Source organism: Streptomyces sp. NPDC053427 (genome assembly GCF_044544985.1).
Classification (GTDB): domain Bacteria; phylum Actinomycetota; class Actinomycetes; order Streptomycetales; family Streptomycetaceae; genus Streptomyces.
In genome coordinates this window covers 533,325-554,317 of the sequence record NZ_JBITYA010000005.1, presented here as the reverse complement: position 1 = coordinate 554,317, position 20,993 = coordinate 533,325, and the positions used below count along the sequence as shown (strand labels likewise).

Below are 20,993 nucleotides of genomic sequence, written 5' to 3'. Positions count from 1 at the left end.
CAAAACATCAAGATCGAACCGGTGGGACATGTGAAGAAGCTGCCACCAAGTCATGGATGTGTGTCCACGTCAGGTAATTCGACGGAGGCTTGGAGTCCGGATCCGCGGTCGTCGGATTAGCAGACCAACGCGGCTGCATGCTTTGATCCTTCGCACCGCGGAAGTCGTACACGGGTTCTCGGTTTCGAGGCCCGACAACCGCTGCCGCGACCGGACCGCCCTGCCGGACGGCTCGGTCGCAGCTATTTGATATATGCATCCGAAAGGAATCATCATGCGCGAGATTCAGACCCAGGAAATCGCTGACAGCGAGCTGGACAACGTGGCCGGCGGCCTCGTCGGTGGCCTGGTCGGCACCGTCACCACCACCGCTGACTCCATTGCCCCGGTTTCGGGCGTGGTGAACACCGCCACCGGTCTGGTCGAGCAGACCGCCGGTGTCAACACCGCGGGCGTCACGGGCCTCGTCGCCGGTCTCTGAGACCCCTTGGCAGGTCGGCGTCCCCTCCTTGCCGACATGCCGGACCGGGCGCCCCGGAACCGCCAGGCTTTCGCCGGGTTCCGGGGCACCCGGCCTTCCGCTGTTCGGACCCGCCACCGTACGCTCGGCACCACAGCAGCATCGGCCGGGCCGAGCTGCCCCGTCCGTGGTGTGCCTGACAGATCCGTTGCAGTTGAGGGAAGAGTGTCGTGCAGTTCCGCCAACAGGCCCTTTCCAAGCTGCAGTCACCGGAGGAAATCGATCTCCCGGTGCGCTTCGCCCGGCCCCAGGGCTGGCTCGTACTGATCGTCACGGTCGCCGTGGTGATCGGCGCCTCCATATGGGCGGTGACCGGCACCGTCTCCTCCACGCTCAACGCCCCCGGCATCCTCACCCACGGCCAGGGCAGCTACATCCTGCAGAGCCCCGTCGCGGGTCAGGTGACCGCCGTACTCGCCGAAGAGGGCAAGCGGGTCGCCGCCAATGCGCCCGTGCTCAAGGTCCGTACCGAACGCGGCACCGTCGTCGTCCGCGCGATCGCCGCGGGCCGGCTGACCACCATGGTCGCCACCATCGGCTCCGTCGTCACCACCGGCGCCGACGTCGCCTCCGTGGAACGGGTCGCGGGCTCCGACGACGCCCTTACCGCGACGCTCTACGTCCCCGCCGACAGCGCGGCGACGGTTCCCGTGGGCGCCTCCGTCGATCTCACCGTCCAGTCCGTGCCCGCCCAGCAGTACGGCGTACTGCGCGGCCGGGTGCAGGCGGTCGGCAGGACCGCCCAGACCGGTCAGCGGATCGGCGCCTACCTGGGCAGCAGCCAGCTCGGCGAGCAGTTCTCGCAGCACGGCCCGCCCGTCGCCGTCCTGGTGAAGCTGGACCGCGCGCCCCGCACCAGGTCCGGCTACGCCTGGTCCACCTCCGACGGACCGCCCTTCGCGGTCGACTCGATGACCATGGCCGACGGCGCCGTCCACCTGGCCGCGCAGCATCCGATCGATTGGCTGCTTCCGTGACCGCACCGAACGACGCCGCCGCCCCGACCGGTTCCCCGCGGCAGCTGCCGCCCCCGGGCCGCCGCCGGCACCGCCCGGAACCCGCGCCCAGCGGCCGCCGGTCCCGCCGCGCCGCACCCCCGCAGAAGCCGAAGACCAAGAAGGTCCGGTCGGTACGTACTCCCACCGTCCTCCAGATGGAGGCCGTCGAATGCGGCGCCGCCTCGCTGGCCATGGTCCTCGCGCACTACGGCAAGCATGTGCCGCTGGAGGAGCTGCGGATCGCCTGCGGCGTCTCCCGCGACGGCTCCCGCGCCAGCAATCTGCTCAAGGCCGCCCGCAGTTACGGCCTGACGGCCAAGGGCATGCAGATGGAACCGGCCGCGCTCGCCGAGGTCCAGGCACCCGCCATCCTCTTCTGGGAGTTCAACCACTACGTCGTCTACGACGGCCCGGGCCGCAAGCTCGGCCGCAAGGGCGTCCACATCAACGACCCCGACAAGGGCCGCCGCTTCGTGGCGACGGAGGACTTCGACACCAGCTTCACCGGTGTCGCGCTCGTCTTCGAGCCGTCCGAGTCCTTCGAGAAGGGCGGCCGCAAGCCGGGCGTCCTGGGCGCCGTGCCCGCCCGTCTGCGCGGCACCAAGGGCACCCTGCTGGCCGCCCTGCTCGCCAGCCTGCTGCTGGTCGCCGTCGGCGCCGCGGTGCCCGCGCTCAGCCGCACGTACATCGACATGTTCCTGATCGGCAACCAGACCTCGCTGCTGGGACCGCTCTTCGCGTCGATGACCGCGATGGTCGCGCTCACCGCCGTACTGACCGGACTCCAACAGGCGAACCTGCTGCGCGGCCGGATCATCTCCTCCACCCTCAGCAGCGCCCGCTTCCTGCGCCATCTGCTCAGACTCCCGGTCACCTTCTTCGCCCAGCGCAGCCCCGCCGACCTCGTCCAGCGCCTCCAGTCCAACGACGCGGTCGCCGAAACCCTGGCCCGCGACCTCGCCGCGGCCGGCGTGGACGGCATCGTCGTCGTCCTCTACGCCGTGCTGCTGTGGACCTACGACCCCCAGCTGACCGTCATCGGCATCGGCATCGCGCTGCTCAACGTCGTCGCGATGCGCATCGTGGTACGCATCCGCGCCACCCACACCCAGAAGCTGCGCGCGGACAGCGCCCGGCTGACCAACACCTCCTACACCGGCCTCCAGCTCATCGAGACGATGAAGGCCACCGGCGGCGAGAACGGCTACTTCCGCCGCTGGGCGGGCCAGCACGCGGCCACACTCGAGGAGCAGCAGCGGCTCGGCGTCCCCAGCGCCTGGCTGGCCGTCGTCGCGCCCACCCTCGCCACGCTCAACAGCGCCCTCATTCTGTGGATCGGCGGCCTGAGGGCGGTCGAAGGCCATATCTCCATCGGCCTGCTCGTCGCCTTCCAGGCGCTGGTCACCCGCTTCACCGCACCCATCACCCGACTCAACGGCGTGGCCGGCCGCATCCAGGACTTCGCCGCCGACGTGGCCCGCCTCAAGGACGTCGAGTCCTTCCCCGCCGACACCCTCTACTCGCGCCCCGGGGCGGACGGCACCACCCGCCGCCTCAAGGGCCATGTGACGCTGGAGAACATCACCTTCGGCTACAGCCCGCTCGACAAACCGCTGCTCACCGGCTTCTCCCTCGCCGTCGGCCCCGGCCGCCAGGTGGCCCTCGTCGGCGGCTCCGGCAGCGGCAAGTCCACCGTCTCCAGGCTGATCTCCGGCCTCTACACCCCCTGGGAAGGCACCATCCGCATCGACGGGCAGCGCCTGGAGGACATCTCCCGCAGCGCGCTGGCCGCCTCCGTCTCCTTCGTCGACCAGGACATCTTCCTCTTCGAAGGCACGGTGCGGGACAACGTGGCGCTCTGGGACCCGTCGATACCGGACGACGCCGTCATCACCGCCCTGCGCGACGCCGCCCTCTACGACGACGTCATCGCCCGCCGCCCCGACGGCATCCACAGCCGCGTCGAGCAGGACGGCCGCAACTTCTCCGGCGGACAGCGACAGCGCCTGGAGATCGCCCGCGCACTGGTCCGGCGGCCCAGCATCCTCGTCCTCGACGAGGTCACCAGCGCCCTGGACGCCCAGACCGAGCAGACCATCATCGACAACCTGCGGCGGCGCGGCTGTGCCTGCGTGGTCATCGCCCACCGGCTGAGCACGGTCCGCGACAGCGACGAGATCGTGGTCCTCGACCACGGTGCGGTCGTCGAACGCGGCCGGCACGAGGACCTGGTCGCCGCCCAAGGCGCGTACGCCGAGCTGGTCAAGGAGCACTGACGTGTCATCCATGCATCCGACCGCGGTCGCGGGACCGGGCGAGATCGACGCGGTGACCCAGGCGATGGGCGGCCTCGGCACCGCCGTCGACTGCACCGGACTGCGCAGCGTCCCCCTCGAGGGCCCGCACGTCCTGTGGCTCGTCACCGGCGGCTCCCTCGACCTCTTCGCCGTCGACGCCGCCCAGGAAGGCCACTGGCACTTCCTCGGCCGGCTGGAGTCCGGAACCCTGCTGCTCGGCCCGGTCGAGGGCCCGCAGCACACCCTCCTGGGCCGCCCCTCGCAGGATTGCGCGCTGCGCCGCATCCCGCTGCGCGAGCTGCCCCGCCCCGAATACGGCGCCGAGTACGGGACGTACGGGAACGGGACATACGAGAACGGCTACGGCGATACGTACGCGGGCCAGGACGGCGGCCCGACGCCCCTGGAGCACGCCTTCGCGCTCGGCACCGGCCGCAGCCTGGGCGTGCTGTTCGAGGCCCCGCTGGACGGCCGGCCCGGCGATGACGCGGTGGCCGACGACGACATCCTGTGGATGCCGGTGCCGCCCGGCAGCGTCCAGTACGGCGCCTCCTACAGCGCGGAGGCGGCGGGCGATCTGCTGGTCGACCCCGCGATGTGGCAGCAGATGGTCAATCAGCAGTACCGGCTGCTGTCCGCGGTGGACCGCTGGATCGAGCAGCTGGAGCGGGCGCACGAGGACCGCACGGCTGCCGGCATCAAGGCGGGCGAGGCGGTCCGCGAACGCGCCGACCAGGCGCTGCTGGCCTCCATCGGCCGCCAGGACCGCGGCGGCCGGGGCACCAAGGCCGACCGCGCCACCGACGACGCCACCTTCGCGGTCTGCCGTACGGTCGCCGAAGCGGCCCGGATCACGCTGACCGAGCCCCCGAAGGGCGGCGCGGTCAACGACCGCATCAGCCCCGTCGAGCGGATCGCCGTCAGCTCCCGCATCCGCACCCGCGCCGTCCGGCTCGGCAACCGCTGGTGGCGGACGAACACCGGCCCCCTGGTGGGCCATCGCGCCAAGTCCGGCGCCGCGGTCGCGCTGCTGTGGCGCCGCGGCGGCTACGAGGCGGTCAACCCGGCCTCCGGGCTGCGCATCCGCATCGGCAAGGACAACGCCGACGAGTTCGAACCGCGCGCCGTCATGTTCTACCGCCCGCTGCCCGAGCGGCCCATGACGATGTGGCGGCTGATGCGCTTCAGCCTGACCGGCACCCGTATGGACGTCCGCAACCTCGCCGTCAGCGGACTGGTGACGGTCGGCCTCGGCGCGCTGGTCCCGATCGCGACCGGCAAGGTCCTCGGCGTGTACGTCCCGGCCGCCGAACGCAGCCTGATCGTCCAGGTCGCCCTCGCCGTCATCGTCACCAGCGTCGTCACCGCCGCCTTCATGCTGCTCCAGAACCTCACCGTGCTGCGCATGGAGGGCCGCATCGAGAGCGCCCTGCAGCCGGCGGTGTGGGACCGGCTGCTGCGCCTGCCGACCAAGTTCTTCACCGAACGCTCCACCGGAGAGCTGGCCAGCGCGGCGATGGGCATCAGCGCCATCCGGCGGGTGCTGTCCGGCGTCGGCCCGGTGGCCGTCCAGTCGGTCACGGTCGGCGCGATGAACCTCGTCCTGCTGCTCCTCTACAGCGTGCCGCTGGCGCTGGCGGCCATCGGCATGCTGGTCGTCATCGGCGCGGTGTTCCTCGCCATGGGCCTGTGGGAACTGCGCTGGCAGCGGCGGCTGATCAAGCTCAGCAACAAGCTCAACAACCAGGCGTTCCAGACCCTGCGCGGACTGCCCAAGCTGCGCGTCGCCGCGGCCGAGAGCTTTGCGTACGCGGCCTGGGCGCGCGAGTTCGCCCGTTCGCGCGAGCTCCAGCAGAAGGCCGGCCGGATCAAGAATCTGACCACCGTCCTCAACGCCGTCTATCTGCCGCTCTGCACGCTCACCATGTTCATGCTGCTCGCCGGCCCGGCCCGCGGCAGCATGTCGGCCGGGTCGTTCCTGACCTTCAGCACCTCCCTGACCATGCTGCTGACCTCGGTCACCCAGATCACCGGTGCCTTCGTCTCGGCGGCCGCCGCGCTGCCGATGTTCGAGCAGATCAAGCCGGTCCTGGACGAGACCCCCGAGGTCCGCGGCGCCAGTGCGCAGCCCGGCGCCCTCACCGGTGGGATCGAGGCCAAGAAGCTCTCCTTCCGCTACACCGACGACGGCCCCCTGGTCCTCGACGACGTCTCCCTCCAGGTCAAGCCGGGCGAGTTCGTCGCCATCGTCGGACCCAGCGGCTGCGGGAAGTCGACGCTGCTGCGGCTGCTCATCGGCTTCGACAAGCCGACCTCCGGCGGCGTGCTCTACGACGGCCAGGACCTGGCCGCCCTCGACCAGGCGGCGGTGCGCCGCCAGTGCGGGGTGGTGCTGCAGAACGCCCAGCCGCTCACCGGCTCCATCCTGGACTGCATCTGCGGCGCCGAGGCCTTCACTCAGGAAGAGGCCTGGGAGGCGGCCGAGATGGCCGGCCTGGCCGAGGACATCAAGCGGATGCCGATGGGCCTGCACACCATGATCTCCGGCGGTGGCGCGATCTCCGGCGGCCAGCGCCAGCGCCTGATGATCGCGCAGGCGCTGATCCGCCGCCCGCGCATCCTCTTCTTCGACGAGGCCACCAGCGCCCTGGACAACGAGACCCAGCGCATCGTCATCGAGAGCACCCGCAAACTCAGCGCCAGCCGCCTGGTGATCGCCCACCGCCTGTCCACCGTGATGGACGCCGACCGCGTCGTCGTCATGGCGGACGGCCGCGTCGTCGAGCAGGGCGCCCCCGCCGAACTGCTCGCCGACACCGGTGGGCACCTCCACGAACTGGTACGCCGCCAGCTGACCTGACGCGACCCGACGAGACCTGGCCCGAATCGACCCGATCCGACCTGACCCGACCCGGACGGCCGGTCCCGGCATCCCCGCATCCCCGTGGAACACCGCATATCGTGCAGGGCAGCGGACGGAGGATGAGATGGCCACAGCGAGGGACCTGTTCGGGGCGATGCCGCCCGACCGGCGCCACCGGCTGACCGAGATCGCCCACGACGTGTCGCTGCCCCGCGCCACCCGCCTCTTCGAGGAGGGCCGTCGGGCGGACCGGTTCTGGATCATCCGCAGCGGACAGGTCGCGCTCGACCAGCGCGTTCCCGGCCGCCAGGCGGCCATCGTGGAAACCCTCGGCCGCGACGAACTGCTCGGCTGGTCCTGGCTCTTCCCGCCGTACCTCTGGCACCTGGGCGCGGAGACCGTCGGCCCGGTGGAGGCGGAGGAGTTCGACGCCGCGGCCGTCCGCGCCCTGTGCGAGTCGGACCCGATCCTCGGCCGGGCGATGTACCACTATGTCGCCGAGTCGCTCGCCAACCGCCTGCACGGCACCCGCACCCGGCTGCTCGACCTCTACGGCCCCCACGGCAGCGGCCTCGAACCCTGAGCTGCCGACGGCCGGCGCCGGGAACCATAACCGCCACCCCGCCGACTACCTGTGCCGGGCCGCGATCGCGGCCGTCGGTGAGTGAGTCGTAGGGGAGAGGTCCATGCGTCCTTGGCAGAGGTGCGGGATGGCGGTGGTCGTCGCGCTGGCCGCGACCGCGTGTGGCGCCGGCAGCGGCGGCGGTACGGGGACGGATACGGACGCCGCGGGGCGCGCGGGCGACGGGTTTCCGGTGCAGGTGGCCGACTGCCGGGGCGCCCGCACCACGTTCGACTCCGCGCCCCGCAAGATCGTGACGAGCAATGCGGCAAGCCTGGAGATGCTGCTGCGGCTGGGCGTGGGCGACCGGGTCATCGGCACCGGATTCCCGCCCGGCAAGGGCGCTCTGCCCGGCAAGCTCGGGGCGCAGGCCCGCAAGGTCCCGGTGCTGGGGAAGTCCGTCATCGCCAAGGAGAAGCTGCTCGGGTCGGGCGCAGATCTCTATGTCGACACCTTCTCCTCGATGGGGAACATGGGCGGCGCGGGCAATGCGCCGACCGAGGAGGAGTTCACCGCGGCGGGGATCAAGCATGTCTATCTCGCGTCCACCGCGTGTGCGTCGATGGCGAAGAAGCCGCAGCGGGATCTGTCCGGGGTGGAGGGGGACATCGTCCGGCTGGGCGCGGTGACGGGGACGTCGCAGCGGGCGCGGGAGATCGTGGCCGGGATGCGGGCGAAGGTCGCCGCGGTGCACAAGGCCATCGGCGACGTACCGGAGCGCAAACGGCCCGGCTACTTCTTCTTCGACTTCGACGCGGGCACCAAACAGCCGATGGCGGTGTGCGGCAAACAGGTCGCCAACGCCGTGATCAGCCAGGCCGGGGCGCGCAATGTCTTTGCCGGGTGCGACGGCGACTTCAAGCCCGTCTCGTGGGAGGACGTGGTCACCAAGGATCCGGACTGGATCCAGCTGGGGGTACGCAACCGGGGCGATGCGGCGGCCACGGCGAAGGCGTACGACCAGGCAGCGGCGTTCCTCAAGAGCTTCCCGGCCACCAAGGGGCTGCGGGCGGTCCGGGACGGGAAGTTCCTGCGGATCGGGTCCGAGCACACGACGATTGCCGGGGTCGGCAATGCGGATGCGGTCGAGCGGATCGCGCGCACCCTCCACCCGGCCGAGTTCCCGGCGGGCCGGTAGTGGCGGCGGTCGCCGACGGGGCGCGCCGTACGGTTCGCGCGGTGCCGCTCGCCGTGGGGATGGGCCTCGCGCTGGCGGCGGCGCTGACCGCGGCCGTGGCGCTCGGCTCCACGGACATCGCCCCCGGCGAGGTGTGGTCGGTGGTGTTCCGGCGCCTGGGCGGCGCGGCCTTCCGGCCCGGCACCAGCGACCTGATCGTGTGGCAACTCCGTGTGCCCAGAGCCCTGTTGGCCGCCCTCGTGGGCGCCGGTCTGGGCCTGGTGGGTACGGCGGCCCAGGCCCTGGTCCGCAATCCGCTGGCGGACCCGTATCTGCTGGGCATCTCCAACGGCGCCTCCCTCGGCGCGGTCGCCGCGATCGTGCTGGGCGCGGGCACCGGAGGGCTGCTGGGCCTCGGGCTGTCCGGGGCCGCCTTCGCGGGCGCGCTCGGCTCGTTCGCGCTGGTGTGGTGCATGGCCCGGCGCGGTGGGGGCTTTTCGCCGCTGCGGCTGGTGCTGGCGGGCGTGGGAATCGGGCAGTTCCTGTCCGGGTTCACCAGCTATCTCGTGCTGCAGACCGGTGACGAGCAGCAGACCCGCAGCGTGCTGTTCTGGCTGATGGGAAGTCTGAGCGGGGCGACCTGGGACGTGCTGTGGCTGCCCGCGCTCGCCGTCGCCGCCGGGCTGCCCCTCCTCCAGGCCCGCGCCCGCGCCATGAACGCGCTGATCATGGGCGATGAGACCGCGGCCGGGGTGGGCGTGGACGTCACCCGGCTGCGCCGCGAGCTGTTCGTGGTGGCCGGCCTGCTGACCGGCGTCCTGGTGGCGGTCTCCGGAGCGATCGGCTTCGTGGGGCTGATGGTGCCGCATCTGTGCCGCCTGCTCGCCGGTGGCGATCACCGTCGCCTCGTGCCGCTGGCCGCGCTCGCCGGGGCGCTGCTGCTGGTGGTCGTCGATGTGGTGTGCCGTACCGCGATGGACGCCCAGGAGCTGCCGGTGGGCGTGGTCACGGCGATGATCGGGGCGCCCGCCCTGCTGTTCATTCTGGACCGGCGGATGGAGGCGGACCGATGAGCGGCGACAGCGGGGCGGCGGCCGACACCGCGGACGGACCGGTGCGGGTCGAGATCGAGGATCTGCACGTCGGCTATGCGGGCCGGGACGTGGTCGCGGGCGTGCACCTCGTGGCGGCCGCCGGCGAGATCGCCGGGCTGGTCGGCCCCAACGGCAGCGGAAAATCCACCGTGCTGCGTACCGTCTACCGCCATCTGCGGCCCACCGCCGGGCGCGTGCTGCTGGCGGGGACCGATATCCGCGCGCTGAGCCCCGGGCAGGCCGCCCGCCAGGTGGCCGCGCTCCCGCAGGAGCGCGGCAGCGACTTCGAGCTGACCGTGCGGGAGGTGGTCGTGATGGGGCGCACGCCGTACAAGCGGGCCTTCGCGAGGGAGGACGACGGCGACCGGGAGGCCGTGACCCGGTCCCTGGCCGCCGTCGGCATGGCCGGGCAGGCCGCCCGGCGGTTCTCCGCGCTGTCCGGAGGCGAGCGCCAACGCGTGTTGCTGGCCCGGGCGTTCGCGCAGGATCCGGACGTACTGGTACTGGACGAGCCGACCAACCACCTCGACGTACGGCACCAGGTGGAGCTGCTCTCCCTGCTCCGCGCACAACGCCGTACCACGCTGATCTCCCTGCACGACCTGAACGCCGCGGCGTCCCTGTGCGACCGGCTGCATGTGCTGCACAAGGGGGAGGTGGTGGCGTCCGGTACGCCGCGCGCGGTGCTCACCCCCGACCTGCTGGCCGAGGTCTTCGGGGTCCGCGCCGCGGTGACCGAACACCCGCTCACCGGCGATCCGTTGATCGCCTTCGACCACCGGCAGTCGGCGCGGGCGCGCGTCGGGGGCTGAGGCCGGGGTCCTCGCACCGGAAGTGGCCAGGTCCGCCCGGTGCGCGGCTCACTCCTCGAAGTCGTGAGAGCCGTATTCGACATAGCCCCGGTCGATCAGCGCCACCTCCAACTCCTCCTCGTCCAGGTCGGAAAGGTCGTCCAGGTCGTCGAGGGGTTCGTCGCCGAGCAGGACGTAGTCGCCGTCCTTCGCGATCTCGCCGACGAGCGGCGGGACGACGACGCCGTCCCAGTCCACGACGGCCTCGATCGCGCCGTCGAAGTCCCGGGCGAACAGTCCATCGGCAAGCTCCGTCTGCACCGTGTACGGATCATCCGCGCCGACGGCGAAGCCGGTGGGCTTGCCCGATCCGCGGAACGTGATGTCCGGATAGCCCTCCACCCGGATCGTGAGGAACGGGTGGAGGTCGATCGAGCGTATGCGTTCGCCCCGCTGATACACGTCCAAGGTCACCTCGGCGCCGTAATCGAAGAGCAGCCAGATGTTGACGGAGTCGTCGAGTTCGTCGTCCAGAGCGGCCTTGGCTTCGTCGAGACTGCCGCAGATGTGGTGCGCATCCTTCCTGGCCGCGCCGGGGGACACGCTGAACGTCACGTCGTAGAAGCTCTTGGGCACCATGCCCGGAAGCCTACGCAGGGGGACTGACAACCGGCGTCCACGGCCGGAATGTCAAGGCGCCTCGAAATGGCTCGGCCGCCCGTCGCGCAGCACCAGGCGGCCGCGCCGCTCGGCGTCCGCACGGCGCATCAACTCGCGCCGCCCGTCGGCATGTTGCAGCACACACGCATGCCACGGCGTCATCCACACATCCGGCGCCTCGAGCAGCCGTATACCGAATTTCGCCGAGCCGCGCGGCTGCGGATGGATGGACAGCCGGACCGCCCCCGGATGGTGTGCGGCGATCAGATCGCCCCAGGCGCGGCTGCGCTGGATCACACCGTATGCGCGGGCCCGGCACGCGCGCTGGAGCGCCGACCGGGTGCCGGTGAAGGACACCGTGTCCTCGAAGAGGAAGCGGGTGATGCCCTGGTACAGCCGCCGGGTCTCTTCGTCGCCGCCGCGCGTCTGTGACCTCAGGGTCTCCAGGGACGGCGCGTACCGTGCGTGGACCCGGGCGCGCTTTTCGTCGTACGGCAGGTCGCCGTGGACATCGCGCAGGTCGAAGAGGCGGAGACGGGTGAGGCCCGCGTCCGCGATCAGCGCGCGCAGGGCGTCGCCGTACGCGTCGATATGCGGGTCGGGGACGTGGACGAGATCGCTGAAGAGGTGGCCGTCCGAGCAGATGACGACCCGTGCACCGGGCGGGTGGACGGCGGCGATGCGGGCGCAGAGGCCGTCGAGGAAGCGCAGCGCGAGCCGTTCGCCCTCGTCGGGGAGGTGGCCCAAAACCTTGGCCGGGTTGGGGGATTTGCAGGGGAAGCCGGGGAGCGTGAACAGGATCGGTTCGCCGGCCGCGATGGCCGGGAAGAGTTGGCGGAGCTGGGGAAGGAAGGCGTCGGGGGCGGCCTCGTGCGGCCCGTCCAGCGTGCGGCGGTAGGGGAGGAGGGTGGCCAGGACCGCTTCGGCGGTCGCCCGGTGGTCGGTGGCCCCGCCGGGGCGCGGCGGTGCGGGGTGGGTCAGCATGTGCGGTCCGTGCCGTGTCCCATGGGGCAACGGGAGGGCGTCGGTTGGTCCGGGTCCGGCCCGTACGCCACCGGTAGCCGGTCGACGCCGCGGGCAAGCACCGCCGGGATCCAGGAGAGTTCGGCGTCCGCTGCGGCCATCCGCAGGCCCGGTAGCCGGCGCAGCAGCGTTCCCAGGGCGATCTGGAGCTCGATGCGGGCCAGCGCCGCGCCGGGGCAGAAGTGGATGCCGTGGCCGAAGGCGAGGTGCGGGTTGGGGGAGCGGTCGAGGTCGAGGGTGTCGGCGTCGGCGAACCGGCGCGGGTCCCGGTTGGCCGCGCACAGCGAGACGATCACGGAGTCGCCCGCCGGGATCCGGGTCCCGTGCAGATCGGCGTCCTCGGCGAAGAAGCGCCAGGTCGTCAGCTCGAAGGCGCTGTCATGGCGGAGCAGTTCCTCGACGGCCCGCGGCAGCAGCTCCGGGCGGCCGGCCAGCGCCGCCAGTTGTTCGGGATGTCGCAGCAGGGCGACCAGGGCGGTGGTGATCTGGTGGGTGACCGGCTCCTGGCCGGCGACCAGCAACTGGAAGATCATGGAGTCGAGCTCCGCCTGCCGCAGCGCTCCGGCATCCCGGGCGGCCACCAGGCGCGCGAGCAGATCCTCGCCGCCCTCACGCCGCTTGTGGTCCACCAGGTCGGCGATGTACTGCTGGAGCCCGCGCAACCGCGCCTCGTATGCGGGGCGGCCGGGGTCCTCGGGGCCGACCGGCGCCACGACCTTCCCCCAGTCGCGGTCGAAGCGGTCGGCGAACTCCCTCGACAGGCCGATGACTTCGGCCAGTACCCGGAAGGGGAAACGGGCGGCGAAGGCGTCGACGAGGTCCGCGCGGCCGGTGCCGGGGAGCGCGTCGAGCAGGGCGTCGGCCATGGCCTGGAAGCGGGGGCGGAGCGCTTCGACGCGCTGCGGGGCGAAGGCGTCGGTGATCAGGCGGCGCATCTCGGTGTGCTTCGGCGGGTCCTGGTGCAGCAGATGCACCTGGAGCTGGGAGTGCTGCGGCTCGGGCATGATCGAGGCGCGGGCTCGCCAGGCGGCGTTCCCCCGCGCATGGTGCTTGCCCAGCCGGGGATCGGTCAGTGCCTGGTGGGCGGCCTCGTATCCGGTGACGAGCCAGGCGCACACTCCGCTGGGGAAGCGGACCCGGTGGACCGGCCCGCGCGCACGCAACTCGGCGTACAGCGGGTAGGGGTCGCGCTTGTAGTCCGTCCCGTACAGCTCTACGGGTTCCGGCGCTGCGGACATGGTGGTGATCTCCTCAACTCCGTGCCCGGACGGCACGGCGTTGGAGAGGTCGGGCGGCGGGCGCCCGGAGTTCCCGCGGGTTTCGGTGATATCGATCGCAGGGCGCGCGGGGCAGGGCGGCCGGCCGTGCAGGGCGCGCAGTAAAGCCCGTTCCGGCAGCTGCACGCCTCTTCGCCGGGACCGCAAACCCAGTTAGTCGGTCGGGCCGGCGGCCGGGTTCCGCCGGAAATGCAGGACAAACCTCACGTGTCCGTCAGGGGCGATGTGGGCGTTGGGCCCCGCCTCCGGCTGTCACCATGGCGCCACCGCGCGGCTCATTCGCAGCCCGGCGCGTTCCTTCGCACTGTGCCACGTCCCCCACTGGAGCGGCGATGTCCCCCTCTCCGGCCGACCGCAGTCGGCCCGTTCTTCCCCAGGCCGTCCAACGGCTGCTGCCCGCCCGGCCGGTCCTCGGCTTCGCCGTCCTGCTGACGGTGCTCTTCGCGCTGTCGTACGGGGTCGGCGCCGCCGCCGGGCCGGTGGCGCCGGGGCTGCACCCCGCGGACGGCTCCCGTACCGGCGGCCCCGGACCCGCCCGCGACGGCGACATGGGCGGCATGCACGGGATGGGCGGCATGCGATGACGGCCACGCCCCCGCGCGATGCCACCGCCCTCCCGGCCCCGCCCCGCAGCACCACTCTCGCGGTCGGCGGGATGACCTGCGCCGCCTGCGTGGGCCGGGTGGAGAAGAAACTCGGGCGGCTGGCGGGCGTATCGGCCTCGGTGAACCTGGCCACCGGGCGGGCCCGGATCAGCCACCCCGCGGAACTGCCGGTCGACGAGCTCATCGCCACCGTCGAGGCCGCGGGATTCACGGCGCGGCTCCCCGAACCCGCCTCGCGGCCGGACGGCGGTGGAGCGTCCGACGAGCGCCCCGCCCCTGCGGACGGCGGCGCCCCCACGGACGGCGGCGCCCCCACGGACGGCGGCGCCCCCACGGACGGCGGCGCCCGCGCGGACCGTCACCGGCTGCTGCTGACGGCCCTGCTCTCCCTCCCCGTCCTGGCCCTGTCCATGGTCCCTGCCTGGCAGTTCCGGCACTGGCAGTGGCTGTGCTTCGCGCTCGCCGCGCCGGTCGCCGTATGGGGCGCGGCCCCCTTCCACACCCGCGCGCTACGGGGCCTGAGGCACGGCGCCGCGACCATGGACACCCTCGTTTCGCTGGGCGTCGCGGCCTCCTTCGGCTGGTCCGCGTACGCACTGTTCCTCGGCGGCGCCGGTGCGCCCGGCATGACGATGCCCTTCACGCTGCTGCCCGCTGCCGGCGACGGAACCGCGCACCTCTACCTGGAAGCCGCCGTCGGCGTCCCGCTGTTCGTGCTGGCCGGCCGCCGGATGGAGGCCAGGGCCCGGCACGGCACCGGCTCCGCGCTGCGCTCGCTCGCCGAACTCGCCGCCAAGGAAGTCACCGTGCCGGCGGACGGCGCCGGGTCGGCGGCTCCGCCGCAGCGGGTGAGCGACCGCGAGTGGCGGAGCATCCCGGTGGAGCGGCTGCGGGTCGGCGACCTCTTCGTCGTACGGCCGGGGGAGCGGGTCGCCACCGACGGCACCGTCACCGAAGGCAGTTCCGCCCTGGACCTGTCGCTGATCACCGGCGAGAGCCGGCCGGTCGAGGCCGGGCCGGGCTCGGAGGTGGTCGGTGGCGCGGTCAACTCCGGCGGGCTGCTGGTGGTCCGGGCCGATGCGGTCGGCGCGGACACCCAACTCGCCCGGATCACGCGGCTGGTGGAGGACGCGCAGACCGGCAAGACCGCGGTGCAACGGCTCGCCGACGCGGTGGCGGCCGTCTTCGTCCCCGCCGTACTGACCGTCTCGGTCACCGTCCTGGGCTTCTGGCTCGGCGCCGGGGCCGACCCGCAGGCCGCGGTCACCGCCGCGGTCGCCGTCCTCGTCGTCGCCTGCCCCTGCGCCCTGGGGCTCGCCACCCCGACCGCCCTGCTGGCCGCCACCGGGCGCGGCGCCCAGCTCGGAATCCTCGTCAGCGGGCCGCAGGCACTGGAGCGACTGCGCCACATCGACACCATCGTCCTGGACAAGACCGGCACCCTCACCACCGGCCGGATGAGCGTGACGGCCCTGACGCCGCGCGCCGACGGCCTCGACCCGGACCGGGTCCTGGGGCTGGCCGCCGCCGTCGAGCGGGGCTCCGAGCATCCCCTGGCCCGCGCCATCGCCGCGCACTCCGCACGGCTGGGTCAACTGCCCTTGTCCGTGGAGGACTTCACCGCCACCACCGGATACGGCGTACGCGGCACGGTGGACGGCCTCCGGGTGGGCGTCGCCCGGCCGCCCGGTGACCCCGCCGGCCTCCCGGCTCCCCTCCCGGCCGCCGTACGCGCCGCCGAATCCGCCGGCCACACCGCGGTCCTGGTCACCGTCGACGGCACCCCCGAGGCCGTCCTCGCCCTCGGCGATGCGCTCCGCCCCGACGCCTACCGGGCCATCGACCATCTGGGCCGCCTGGGCCTGCGGCCCGTGCTGGCCACCGGGGACCGCGAGGCCACCGCCCGCGCCGTGGCCGGACACCTGGCCATCACCGAGATCCACGCCCAGGCCGCCCCGCAGGACAAGGCCGCCCTCGTCACCACCCTCAAGGAACGGGGCGGGCGGGTGGCCGTCGTGGGCGACGGCGTCAACGACGCCGCGGCCCTTGCGCTCGCCGACCTGGGCATCGCCATGGGCAGCGGCACCGACGCCGCGATCGGCGCCGCGGACGTCACCCTGGTGCGCGAGGACCTCCAGGCCATCGCCGACGCGGTACGCCTGGCCCGCCGCACCCTGGGCACCATCCGCGCCAACCTCATCTGGGCCTTCGGCTACAACCTCGTCACCGTGCCGCTCGCCGCCGTGGGCCTGCTCACCCCGATGCTCGCGGCCGCCGCGATGTCCGCCAGCTCACTGCTGGTGGTGGGCAACAGCCTCCGGCTGCGGGCCTGGCGTCCGGCGCGCGAGGCGAAGCGGCCCCGGCGTGCCGACCGCCCCCGTACACACGCTCCTCGGGAGACCTCGTGAAACGACTGTGCGCGGCGGTCGCCGTACCGCTGCTCGTGTGTCTGGCAACGCTGGGCACCCTCACCGCCTGGACCGCCACCGGCAATGCCGGCACCCCGGCGCACCTGACCGCCGCCGAAGGGCGTGTGCTGATCCCCTACGGACCGGAGTCCACCGCGGCGTTCTTCACCGTCCGCAACACCGGCACCGCGGACGACGCGCTCACCGGCGTCACCGGCCCGCCGGGACACCGCGCCATGCTGAGCCGCACCGTCGACATCGGCCGCAACGCCCGGCGGATGGAGATGGTGCGCGCCGCCACCGTCCCGGCGGGCGGCGCGGTGCGGATGACGGCGACCGGCCTGGACGTCATGGTCAGCCCGCCGCCCCGGCTCGTACCGGGGGACCGGCTCACCTTCACCCTGCACTTCCGCGACAGCCCCCCGCTCACAGTGACGGCGCGCGCGGTGACGACGCTCTCCGGGTCGTGAGCGGAACGCGGCGCAGCGCCGAACTCCGGTTGCACTCCCACCCTTTCATAATGGATAGTCGCACTATCGGAAGTGGAGCTATCCGCTATCCATGTGCATCCATGTATCTGGGGGTTGGTTCATGCTGTCGTCATTGGGACGGCTCACGGCACGTCATCGCTGGTGGGTCGTGGTCGCGGCGGTCCTGCTGTCCGTACTGGGCGGAGTCTGGGGGACCGGGACCTTCGGCACGCTGACCGGCGGCGCGGGATTCGACGATCCGGGCAGCGAGTCCGTACGGGCCGACCGGATACTCGCCGGGCCGCTGGGCCGCCAGTCGGCCGATGTGGTGGTGCTCTACAGCAGCAAGGAGCGCACCGTTGACGATCCGGCGTTCGCGGACCCGGTACGGGCGGTGCTACGCGAGGTGCCGCGGCAGGGCATCGCCCGCCTCGCGTCGTACTGGTCGGCCAAGGACGGCAAGGACGGCGGCGAGGCGAGCCGGAGCGGCAACGGTCCCCGCCGGGCCGCCGACTTCGTCTCCCGTGACCGCCATTCCGTCTACGCCACCGTCCAGTTCACCGCCGACGGCGATCAGGACCAGGTGGCCGCCCTCGCCAGGATCAAGGACCGGTTCGCGGTGCCGTCCGCATCCGGCGTCACCGTCCGGTTCGGCGGCACCGCGGCCATGACCGAGCAGGTCAACGCGCGTACCGGCGCCGACATCGGACGCGCCGAAATGCTGTCGATGCCGGTCCTGCTGATCCTCCTGCTGGTGGTCTTCGGCAGCCTTGTCGCGGCATCGCTGCCGCTGGCCGTGGGCATCCTGGTGGCGCTCGGCTCGCTGGTCGTCCTGCGGACGGTGTCCCTGTTCACGGACCTGTCCAGCTCGGTCATCAACGTGATCACCATCCTCGGCCTCGGACTCGCCATCGACTACGCGCTGTTCATGGTCGGCCGGTTCCGCGAGGAGCTGGCCGCCGGGGCCGCCGTGGACGAGGCGGTCGAGCGCACCACCGCCACCGCCGGGCGCACGGTCGCCTTCTCCGGCCTGGCCGTGGCCATCTCCTTCGCGGGCCTCGCCCTCTTCCCCTCCCGCTTCCTCAGCTCGATGGGGTACGCGGCGGTCGCCGTGGTGATCTTCGCCGTCATCGGATCCCTGACGCTGCTGCCCGCGCTGCTGCGGTTCGCCGGGCATCGCATCGACGCGGGACGGGTGCCGTTCCTGAGCCGTCGTAAGGGCCGAACGCGCCGCACCGGCCGCACGGGCGCGGCCCGCACCGCTGATGAACAGGGCCGCTGGTACCGGCTGGCGCACGCGGTGATGCGCCGCCCGCTGCTCACCACCGGCCTCCTCGTCGTCACCCTGCTGGGCCTCGCCGGGCCGACCCTCGGCGTCAACTGGGCGCGCCCGGCCGACTGGGTGCTGCCCGCCGACGCCGACGCCCGTCAGGTCGGCCGACAGCTCGGCGAGCGCTTCGACCACGACCCCACCAAGACGGTCACGGCCGTTGTCACCGGTGCGGGCGGCCCCGCCCGGCTGGGCGCCTACGCGGACCGCCTCGCCACCGTCCCCGGCATCAAGGACACCGCCGTCACCGCCTCCCGCGGCGACACCGCCCGGATCACCCTCCACTACACCCCCGACCCGATGTCCCGCGCGGCCCGCACCATGGTCGGCGACCTGCGTGCGGCCGCGCCGCCCACGGGAGCGCAGACCCTCTTCACCGGCATGCCCGTCTCCCGTGTCGACATCGTCGACATGATCGGCCAACGCGCCCTGTGGATGGGCCTGTTCGTCGCCGCCGTCTCCGCCCTGGTCCTGTTCCTGGCCTTCCGCTCCGTCGCCATCCCGCTGATCACGGTGGCCATGAGCGCCCTGTCCCTGCTCGCCGCCTTCGGCGTGATCACCGTGATCTTCCAGTACGGCATCGGGGCCGGCCTGCTCGGCTTCGAGACCGTCGGCGCCGTCGACGCGAACTTCCCCGTCCTGATCGTCGCCATCGCCTTCGGACTCGCCATGGACTACCAGGTCTTCCTGCTCTCCCGGGTCCGCGAACGCTATGCGGAGACCGGAGACCCGGCCGAGGCCACGGCCGGCGCCCTGCAGCGCACCGCCGGCACCCTCACCAGCGCCGGTCTCCTGCTCGCCGTCGTGGTCGGCGGATTCGCCTTCTCCTCGATCACCTTCCTGAAGATGATCGGCATCGGACTCATCCTGGCCATCGCCCTCGACGTCCTGGTCGTCCGGGCCCTCCTGCTGCCCGCCGTCCTCGGCCTGCTCGGCCACCGCGCCTGGCGCTCCCCGAGGAACCGGGACCCGGGCCGTCGGCCGGCGGCCTCCGTGCCCACCACCGGGCCCCGGGTACGCGCATAACCACCCGGCCCGAAGGGGCCGGCCCCCGCACCGGACCGATGCCGGTGCGGGGGCCGACCGGCTCACTGCCTGCCGTGGCCTGATGCGCCGTCAGGCAACCGCCCCGGCGAGATCGCGCGGCGCGTCACCCGGCACCGGCTCCCGGGCCTCCGCCTCGGCCAGCCGCGCGATCAGCGTCTCCCGCGCCCGCGCCACCCGGGATCTGACCGTCCCCACGGGGCAGCCCATCACCCCGGCCGCCGCCGCGTACGGCAGCTCCAGCATCTGCGTCAGCACGAACGCCTCCCGCCGCCCCGGCTCCAGCGCCGACAGCAGCTCCGCCAGGGCGACGCCCTCGTCGAATCCCGGCACCCCGCGCGGCTGCACCCGCTCCGCCGCCGACTGCCAGTCGTCGGTCGCCGCCAGCCGGGGCCGTACCGCCTGGGAGCGGATCCGGTCCGCCACCACCCGCCGGGCGATGGTCAGCAGCCAGGTCCGCGCCGACGACCGGCCCTCGAACCCCGGCAGACTGCGCAGCGCCCGTACATAGGTGTCCTGCACCAGGTCATCGGTGGCCTGCGGATCGCCGCTGAGGTGCGTCACATAGCGGCGGACGTGCAGCTGCGTGGCTCTGACGAACTGCTCGACGGCCCGTTCGTCACCGCTGCGGGCGGCCAGCGCCCACCCGGTCACCGCCTCGTCATCGCGCATTGCGCGACCGCCCCTCGTCGCGCGCCGATGCGTCGGGGAGGATGGGCCCATGCACTGCGCGCGCATCCGTACGGCACTCTCCGCCCGCCTCGACGGCGAGGAACTGCCGCCCGGCCTCACCGACCGCCGGCTCGACGACCATCTCTCGGGCTGCGCGGACTGCCGCCTCTGGCAGGCGCGGGCACGGGCGCTGGCGGCGGACGTCCGCCGCGCCACGGCGCCCACCGAGGGCGATGCGGCGTCCGTCGACGCGCTGCTGGCACGCTTGCGGCCGGGGTCCGCGCCCGGCTGAGGGGACGCCGGAGCGCCCGGTCCGGACAGGATTCATCATCTGGAGTCCTTGGAGTCCTTGGCGTGATCCGGTCGCCGCACGCGGCGACCGGTGAAGTAGGCCCGGGACCGCCGTCGGCGGATGGCCCGTGCGGCCCGGGAATTCGACCGTGCTGTCAGCCGACAGCCGGCTCACGCGGCGGACCCCGCAAGGACATTGCATGGGCCAGCAGCAGTTTCTGCACCGCACGCCGCGGCTCCTGCCGGGCGGCGCGCACGGGGGGTGGCGCATCGGGCAGTACGACGCGCAGTACGAGCACCAGCGGCGCGAACACCCGCGCCGACACGGTCCGTACGAGCCGGAACGCCGCGCGTTCCCCGCCCCACAGCCACCAGGCGCTCAACAGGGCGACGAGAAGGTGGACGGCGAGCATGCCGCTCGCATCGCCGCCCATGGCATGCGCGCCGGTCATGCCGTGCATCCCGGGTGCACCGCTCATGCCTGCCATGCCGTCATGCATCCCGGGCATCCCCGGCATCCCGTGCGCCATCTGCGGGTGCTGCATCCGCTGAGCGGCATGGATGTCCGCGAGCGACATGCCCTGCGCGCCGCACAGCCAGGTGTCGGCCCATTGGCGCGCCAGGGACAGCCGTTCGCCGCCGGTGGTGGCGACCGCCTGCCCGAGGGAGAACGCGCTGTGCAGGGCGGCCTGCGTGCCCACCGTCAGCAATCCCACGAGCAGCGGCCCGCGTTCGCGCCCGGCCAGGCACCAGGCGCCGGCCGCGGTTGCCGCGCCGGCCGCGAGCAGCATCCACCCGGGCACCGCCGCATCCGACATCGCCATGTGGCCCAGCGCAGCGAGCAGCACACAGACCGCCGCGAACACCGCGGCGCGTAGCCCCCTGAGAACGTGCCCCGCATCCATGACGTG

18 protein-coding genes are annotated in these 20,993 nt (G+C 72.7%); 13 read left to right on the top strand and 5 right to left on the bottom strand.

Features of this window, described 5'->3' with window-relative positions; translation table 11 throughout:
• Positions 1-274: 274 nt before the first annotated feature.
• The 8 genes from ACIGWZ_RS17175 to ACIGWZ_RS17140 all read left to right on the top strand — a co-directional run bounded on the left by ACIGWZ_RS17175 (position 275) and on the right by ACIGWZ_RS17140 (position 10,323).
• On the top strand, positions 275-481 hold the full coding sequence (locus ACIGWZ_RS17175; RefSeq protein ID WP_400065294.1) for a type A2 lanthipeptide: 207 nt from the start codon (positions 275-277) through the stop codon (positions 479-481).
• A 209-nt stretch (positions 482-690) separates the two neighbouring features.
• The gene (locus tag ACIGWZ_RS17170) at positions 691-1,497 is read left to right on the top strand and encodes an HlyD family efflux transporter periplasmic adaptor subunit (protein WP_400065292.1); all 807 of its coding nucleotides are present in this window, start codon (positions 691-693) and stop codon (positions 1,495-1,497) included.
• Positions 1,494-3,794 carry an NHLP family bacteriocin export ABC transporter peptidase/permease/ATPase subunit gene (locus ACIGWZ_RS17165; RefSeq protein WP_400065290.1) on the top strand — a complete coding sequence of 767 codons (2,301 nt, stop codon included), beginning with the start codon at positions 1,494-1,496 and terminating at the stop codon, positions 3,792-3,794. The genes ACIGWZ_RS17170 and ACIGWZ_RS17165 overlap by 4 nt, the downstream gene beginning before the upstream one ends.
• Positions 3,795-3,804: 10 nt before the next feature.
• Positions 3,805-6,675: an NHLP bacteriocin export ABC transporter permease/ATPase subunit gene (locus tag ACIGWZ_RS17160; protein WP_400065427.1), complete on the top strand. Its 2,871-nt coding sequence runs from the start codon at positions 3,805-3,807 to the stop codon at positions 6,673-6,675.
• Positions 6,676-6,802: 127 nt separating this feature from the next.
• Positions 6,803-7,261 (top strand): cyclic nucleotide-binding domain-containing protein, encoded by a 459-nt coding sequence (locus ACIGWZ_RS17155; protein WP_400065288.1) that lies wholly within the window; start codon positions 6,803-6,805, stop codon positions 7,259-7,261.
• Between the two features lie 103 nt (positions 7,262-7,364).
• The gene (locus ACIGWZ_RS17150) at positions 7,365-8,438 is read left to right on the top strand and encodes an ABC transporter substrate-binding protein (protein WP_400065286.1); all 1,074 of its coding nucleotides are present in this window, start codon (positions 7,365-7,367) and stop codon (positions 8,436-8,438) included.
• Between the two features lie 59 nt (positions 8,439-8,497).
• On the top strand, positions 8,498-9,490 hold the full coding sequence (locus ACIGWZ_RS17145; RefSeq protein ID WP_400065425.1) for a FecCD family ABC transporter permease: 993 nt from the start codon (positions 8,498-8,500) through the stop codon (positions 9,488-9,490).
• A gap of 41 nt (positions 9,491-9,531) precedes the next feature.
• Positions 9,532-10,323 (top strand): ABC transporter ATP-binding protein, encoded by a 792-nt coding sequence (locus ACIGWZ_RS17140; protein WP_400065423.1) that lies wholly within the window; start codon positions 9,532-9,534, stop codon positions 10,321-10,323.
• Between the two features lie 48 nt (positions 10,324-10,371).
• Here the strand turns inward: ACIGWZ_RS17140 and ACIGWZ_RS17135 are convergent, their stop codons facing one another.
• From ACIGWZ_RS17135 to ACIGWZ_RS17125, 3 genes are read right to left on the bottom strand one after another with little or no spacing between them, the layout of a single operon-like run.
• Positions 10,372-10,941, bottom strand: coding sequence for a hypothetical protein (locus tag ACIGWZ_RS17135; protein WP_400065284.1), 570 nt, complete (start codon positions 10,939-10,941; stop codon positions 10,372-10,374).
• Between the two features lie 51 nt (positions 10,942-10,992).
• Positions 10,993-11,946, bottom strand: coding sequence for an L-tyrosine/L-tryptophan isonitrile synthase family protein (locus ACIGWZ_RS17130; protein ID WP_400065282.1), 954 nt, complete (start codon positions 11,944-11,946; stop codon positions 10,993-10,995).
• The gene (locus ACIGWZ_RS17125; protein ID WP_400065280.1) at positions 11,940-13,223 is read right to left on the bottom strand and encodes a cytochrome P450; all 1,284 of its coding nucleotides are present in this window, start codon (positions 13,221-13,223) and stop codon (positions 11,940-11,942) included. Before ACIGWZ_RS17125 ends, ACIGWZ_RS17130 begins: the two co-directional genes overlap by 7 nt.
• A gap of 371 nt (positions 13,224-13,594) precedes the next feature.
• Between ACIGWZ_RS17125 and ACIGWZ_RS17120 the strand changes: the two genes are divergently transcribed.
• From ACIGWZ_RS17120 to ACIGWZ_RS17105, 4 genes are all read left to right on the top strand, one after another.
• A complete protein-coding gene (locus ACIGWZ_RS17120) occupies positions 13,595-13,846 on the top strand; it encodes a hypothetical protein (protein WP_400065278.1) in 252 nt (83 codons plus the stop codon).
• The gene (locus ACIGWZ_RS17115) at positions 13,843-16,275 is read left to right on the top strand and encodes a heavy metal translocating P-type ATPase (protein WP_400065276.1); all 2,433 of its coding nucleotides are present in this window, start codon (positions 13,843-13,845) and stop codon (positions 16,273-16,275) included. The genes ACIGWZ_RS17120 and ACIGWZ_RS17115 overlap by 4 nt, the downstream gene beginning before the upstream one ends.
• Entirely contained in the window at positions 16,272-16,745 is a 474-nt protein-coding gene (locus ACIGWZ_RS17110) for a copper chaperone PCu(A)C (RefSeq protein ID WP_400065274.1), read from the top strand. The genes ACIGWZ_RS17115 and ACIGWZ_RS17110 overlap by 4 nt, the downstream gene beginning before the upstream one ends.
• Before the next feature lie 133 nt (positions 16,746-16,878).
• The gene (locus tag ACIGWZ_RS17105; protein ID WP_400065272.1) at positions 16,879-19,101 is read left to right on the top strand and encodes an MMPL family transporter; all 2,223 of its coding nucleotides are present in this window, start codon (positions 16,879-16,881) and stop codon (positions 19,099-19,101) included.
• A 90-nt stretch (positions 19,102-19,191) separates the two neighbouring features.
• Here ACIGWZ_RS17105 and ACIGWZ_RS17100 read toward each other — a convergent pair whose 3' ends face one another.
• Positions 19,192-19,791, bottom strand: a complete 600-nt coding sequence (locus ACIGWZ_RS17100; protein ID WP_400065270.1) for a sigma-70 family RNA polymerase sigma factor — start codon at positions 19,789-19,791, stop codon at positions 19,192-19,194.
• Between the two features lie 49 nt (positions 19,792-19,840).
• Here ACIGWZ_RS17100 and ACIGWZ_RS17095 point away from each other — a divergent pair, with 49 nt between their 5' ends.
• Positions 19,841-20,083, top strand: a complete 243-nt coding sequence (locus ACIGWZ_RS17095; RefSeq protein ID WP_400065269.1) for a zf-HC2 domain-containing protein — start codon at positions 19,841-19,843, stop codon at positions 20,081-20,083.
• Between the two features lie 154 nt (positions 20,084-20,237).
• On the opposite strand, the gene ACIGWZ_RS17090 is transcribed toward ACIGWZ_RS17095, so the two are convergent.
• Positions 20,238-20,987, bottom strand: a complete 750-nt coding sequence (locus tag ACIGWZ_RS17090) for a PE-PGRS family protein (RefSeq protein ID WP_400065267.1) — start codon at positions 20,985-20,987, stop codon at positions 20,238-20,240.
• Positions 20,988-20,993 lie beyond the last annotated feature (6 nt).

Coding starts and splice junctions, on each gene's coding strand:
- ACIGWZ_RS17090 (WP_400065267.1), bottom strand. CDS start 20,987: ATGGATGCGGGGCACGTTCTCAGGGGGCTACGCGCCGCGGTGTTCGCG.
- ACIGWZ_RS17120 (WP_400065278.1), top strand. CDS start 13,595: ATGTCCCCCTCTCCGGCCGACCGCAGTCGGCCCGTTCTTCCCCAGGCC.
- ACIGWZ_RS17135 (WP_400065284.1), bottom strand. CDS start 10,941: ATGGTGCCCAAGAGCTTCTACGACGTGACGTTCAGCGTGTCCCCCGGC.
- ACIGWZ_RS17130 (WP_400065282.1), bottom strand. CDS start 11,946: ATGCTGACCCACCCCGCACCGCCGCGCCCCGGCGGGGCCACCGACCAC.
- ACIGWZ_RS17125 (WP_400065280.1), bottom strand. CDS start 13,223: ATGTCCGCAGCGCCGGAACCCGTAGAGCTGTACGGGACGGACTACAAG.
- ACIGWZ_RS17100 (WP_400065270.1), bottom strand. CDS start 19,791: ATGCGCGATGACGAGGCGGTGACCGGGTGGGCGCTGGCCGCCCGCAGC.
- ACIGWZ_RS17150 (WP_400065286.1), top strand. CDS start 7,365: ATGCGTCCTTGGCAGAGGTGCGGGATGGCGGTGGTCGTCGCGCTGGCC.
- ACIGWZ_RS17175 (WP_400065294.1), top strand. CDS start 275: ATGCGCGAGATTCAGACCCAGGAAATCGCTGACAGCGAGCTGGACAAC.
- ACIGWZ_RS17155 (WP_400065288.1), top strand. CDS start 6,803: ATGGCCACAGCGAGGGACCTGTTCGGGGCGATGCCGCCCGACCGGCGC.
- ACIGWZ_RS17160 (WP_400065427.1), top strand. CDS start 3,805: ATGCATCCGACCGCGGTCGCGGGACCGGGCGAGATCGACGCGGTGACC.
- ACIGWZ_RS17115 (WP_400065276.1), top strand. CDS start 13,843: ATGACGGCCACGCCCCCGCGCGATGCCACCGCCCTCCCGGCCCCGCCC.
- ACIGWZ_RS17095 (WP_400065269.1), top strand. CDS start 19,841: ATGCACTGCGCGCGCATCCGTACGGCACTCTCCGCCCGCCTCGACGGC.
- ACIGWZ_RS17145 (WP_400065425.1), top strand. CDS start 8,498: ATGGGCCTCGCGCTGGCGGCGGCGCTGACCGCGGCCGTGGCGCTCGGC.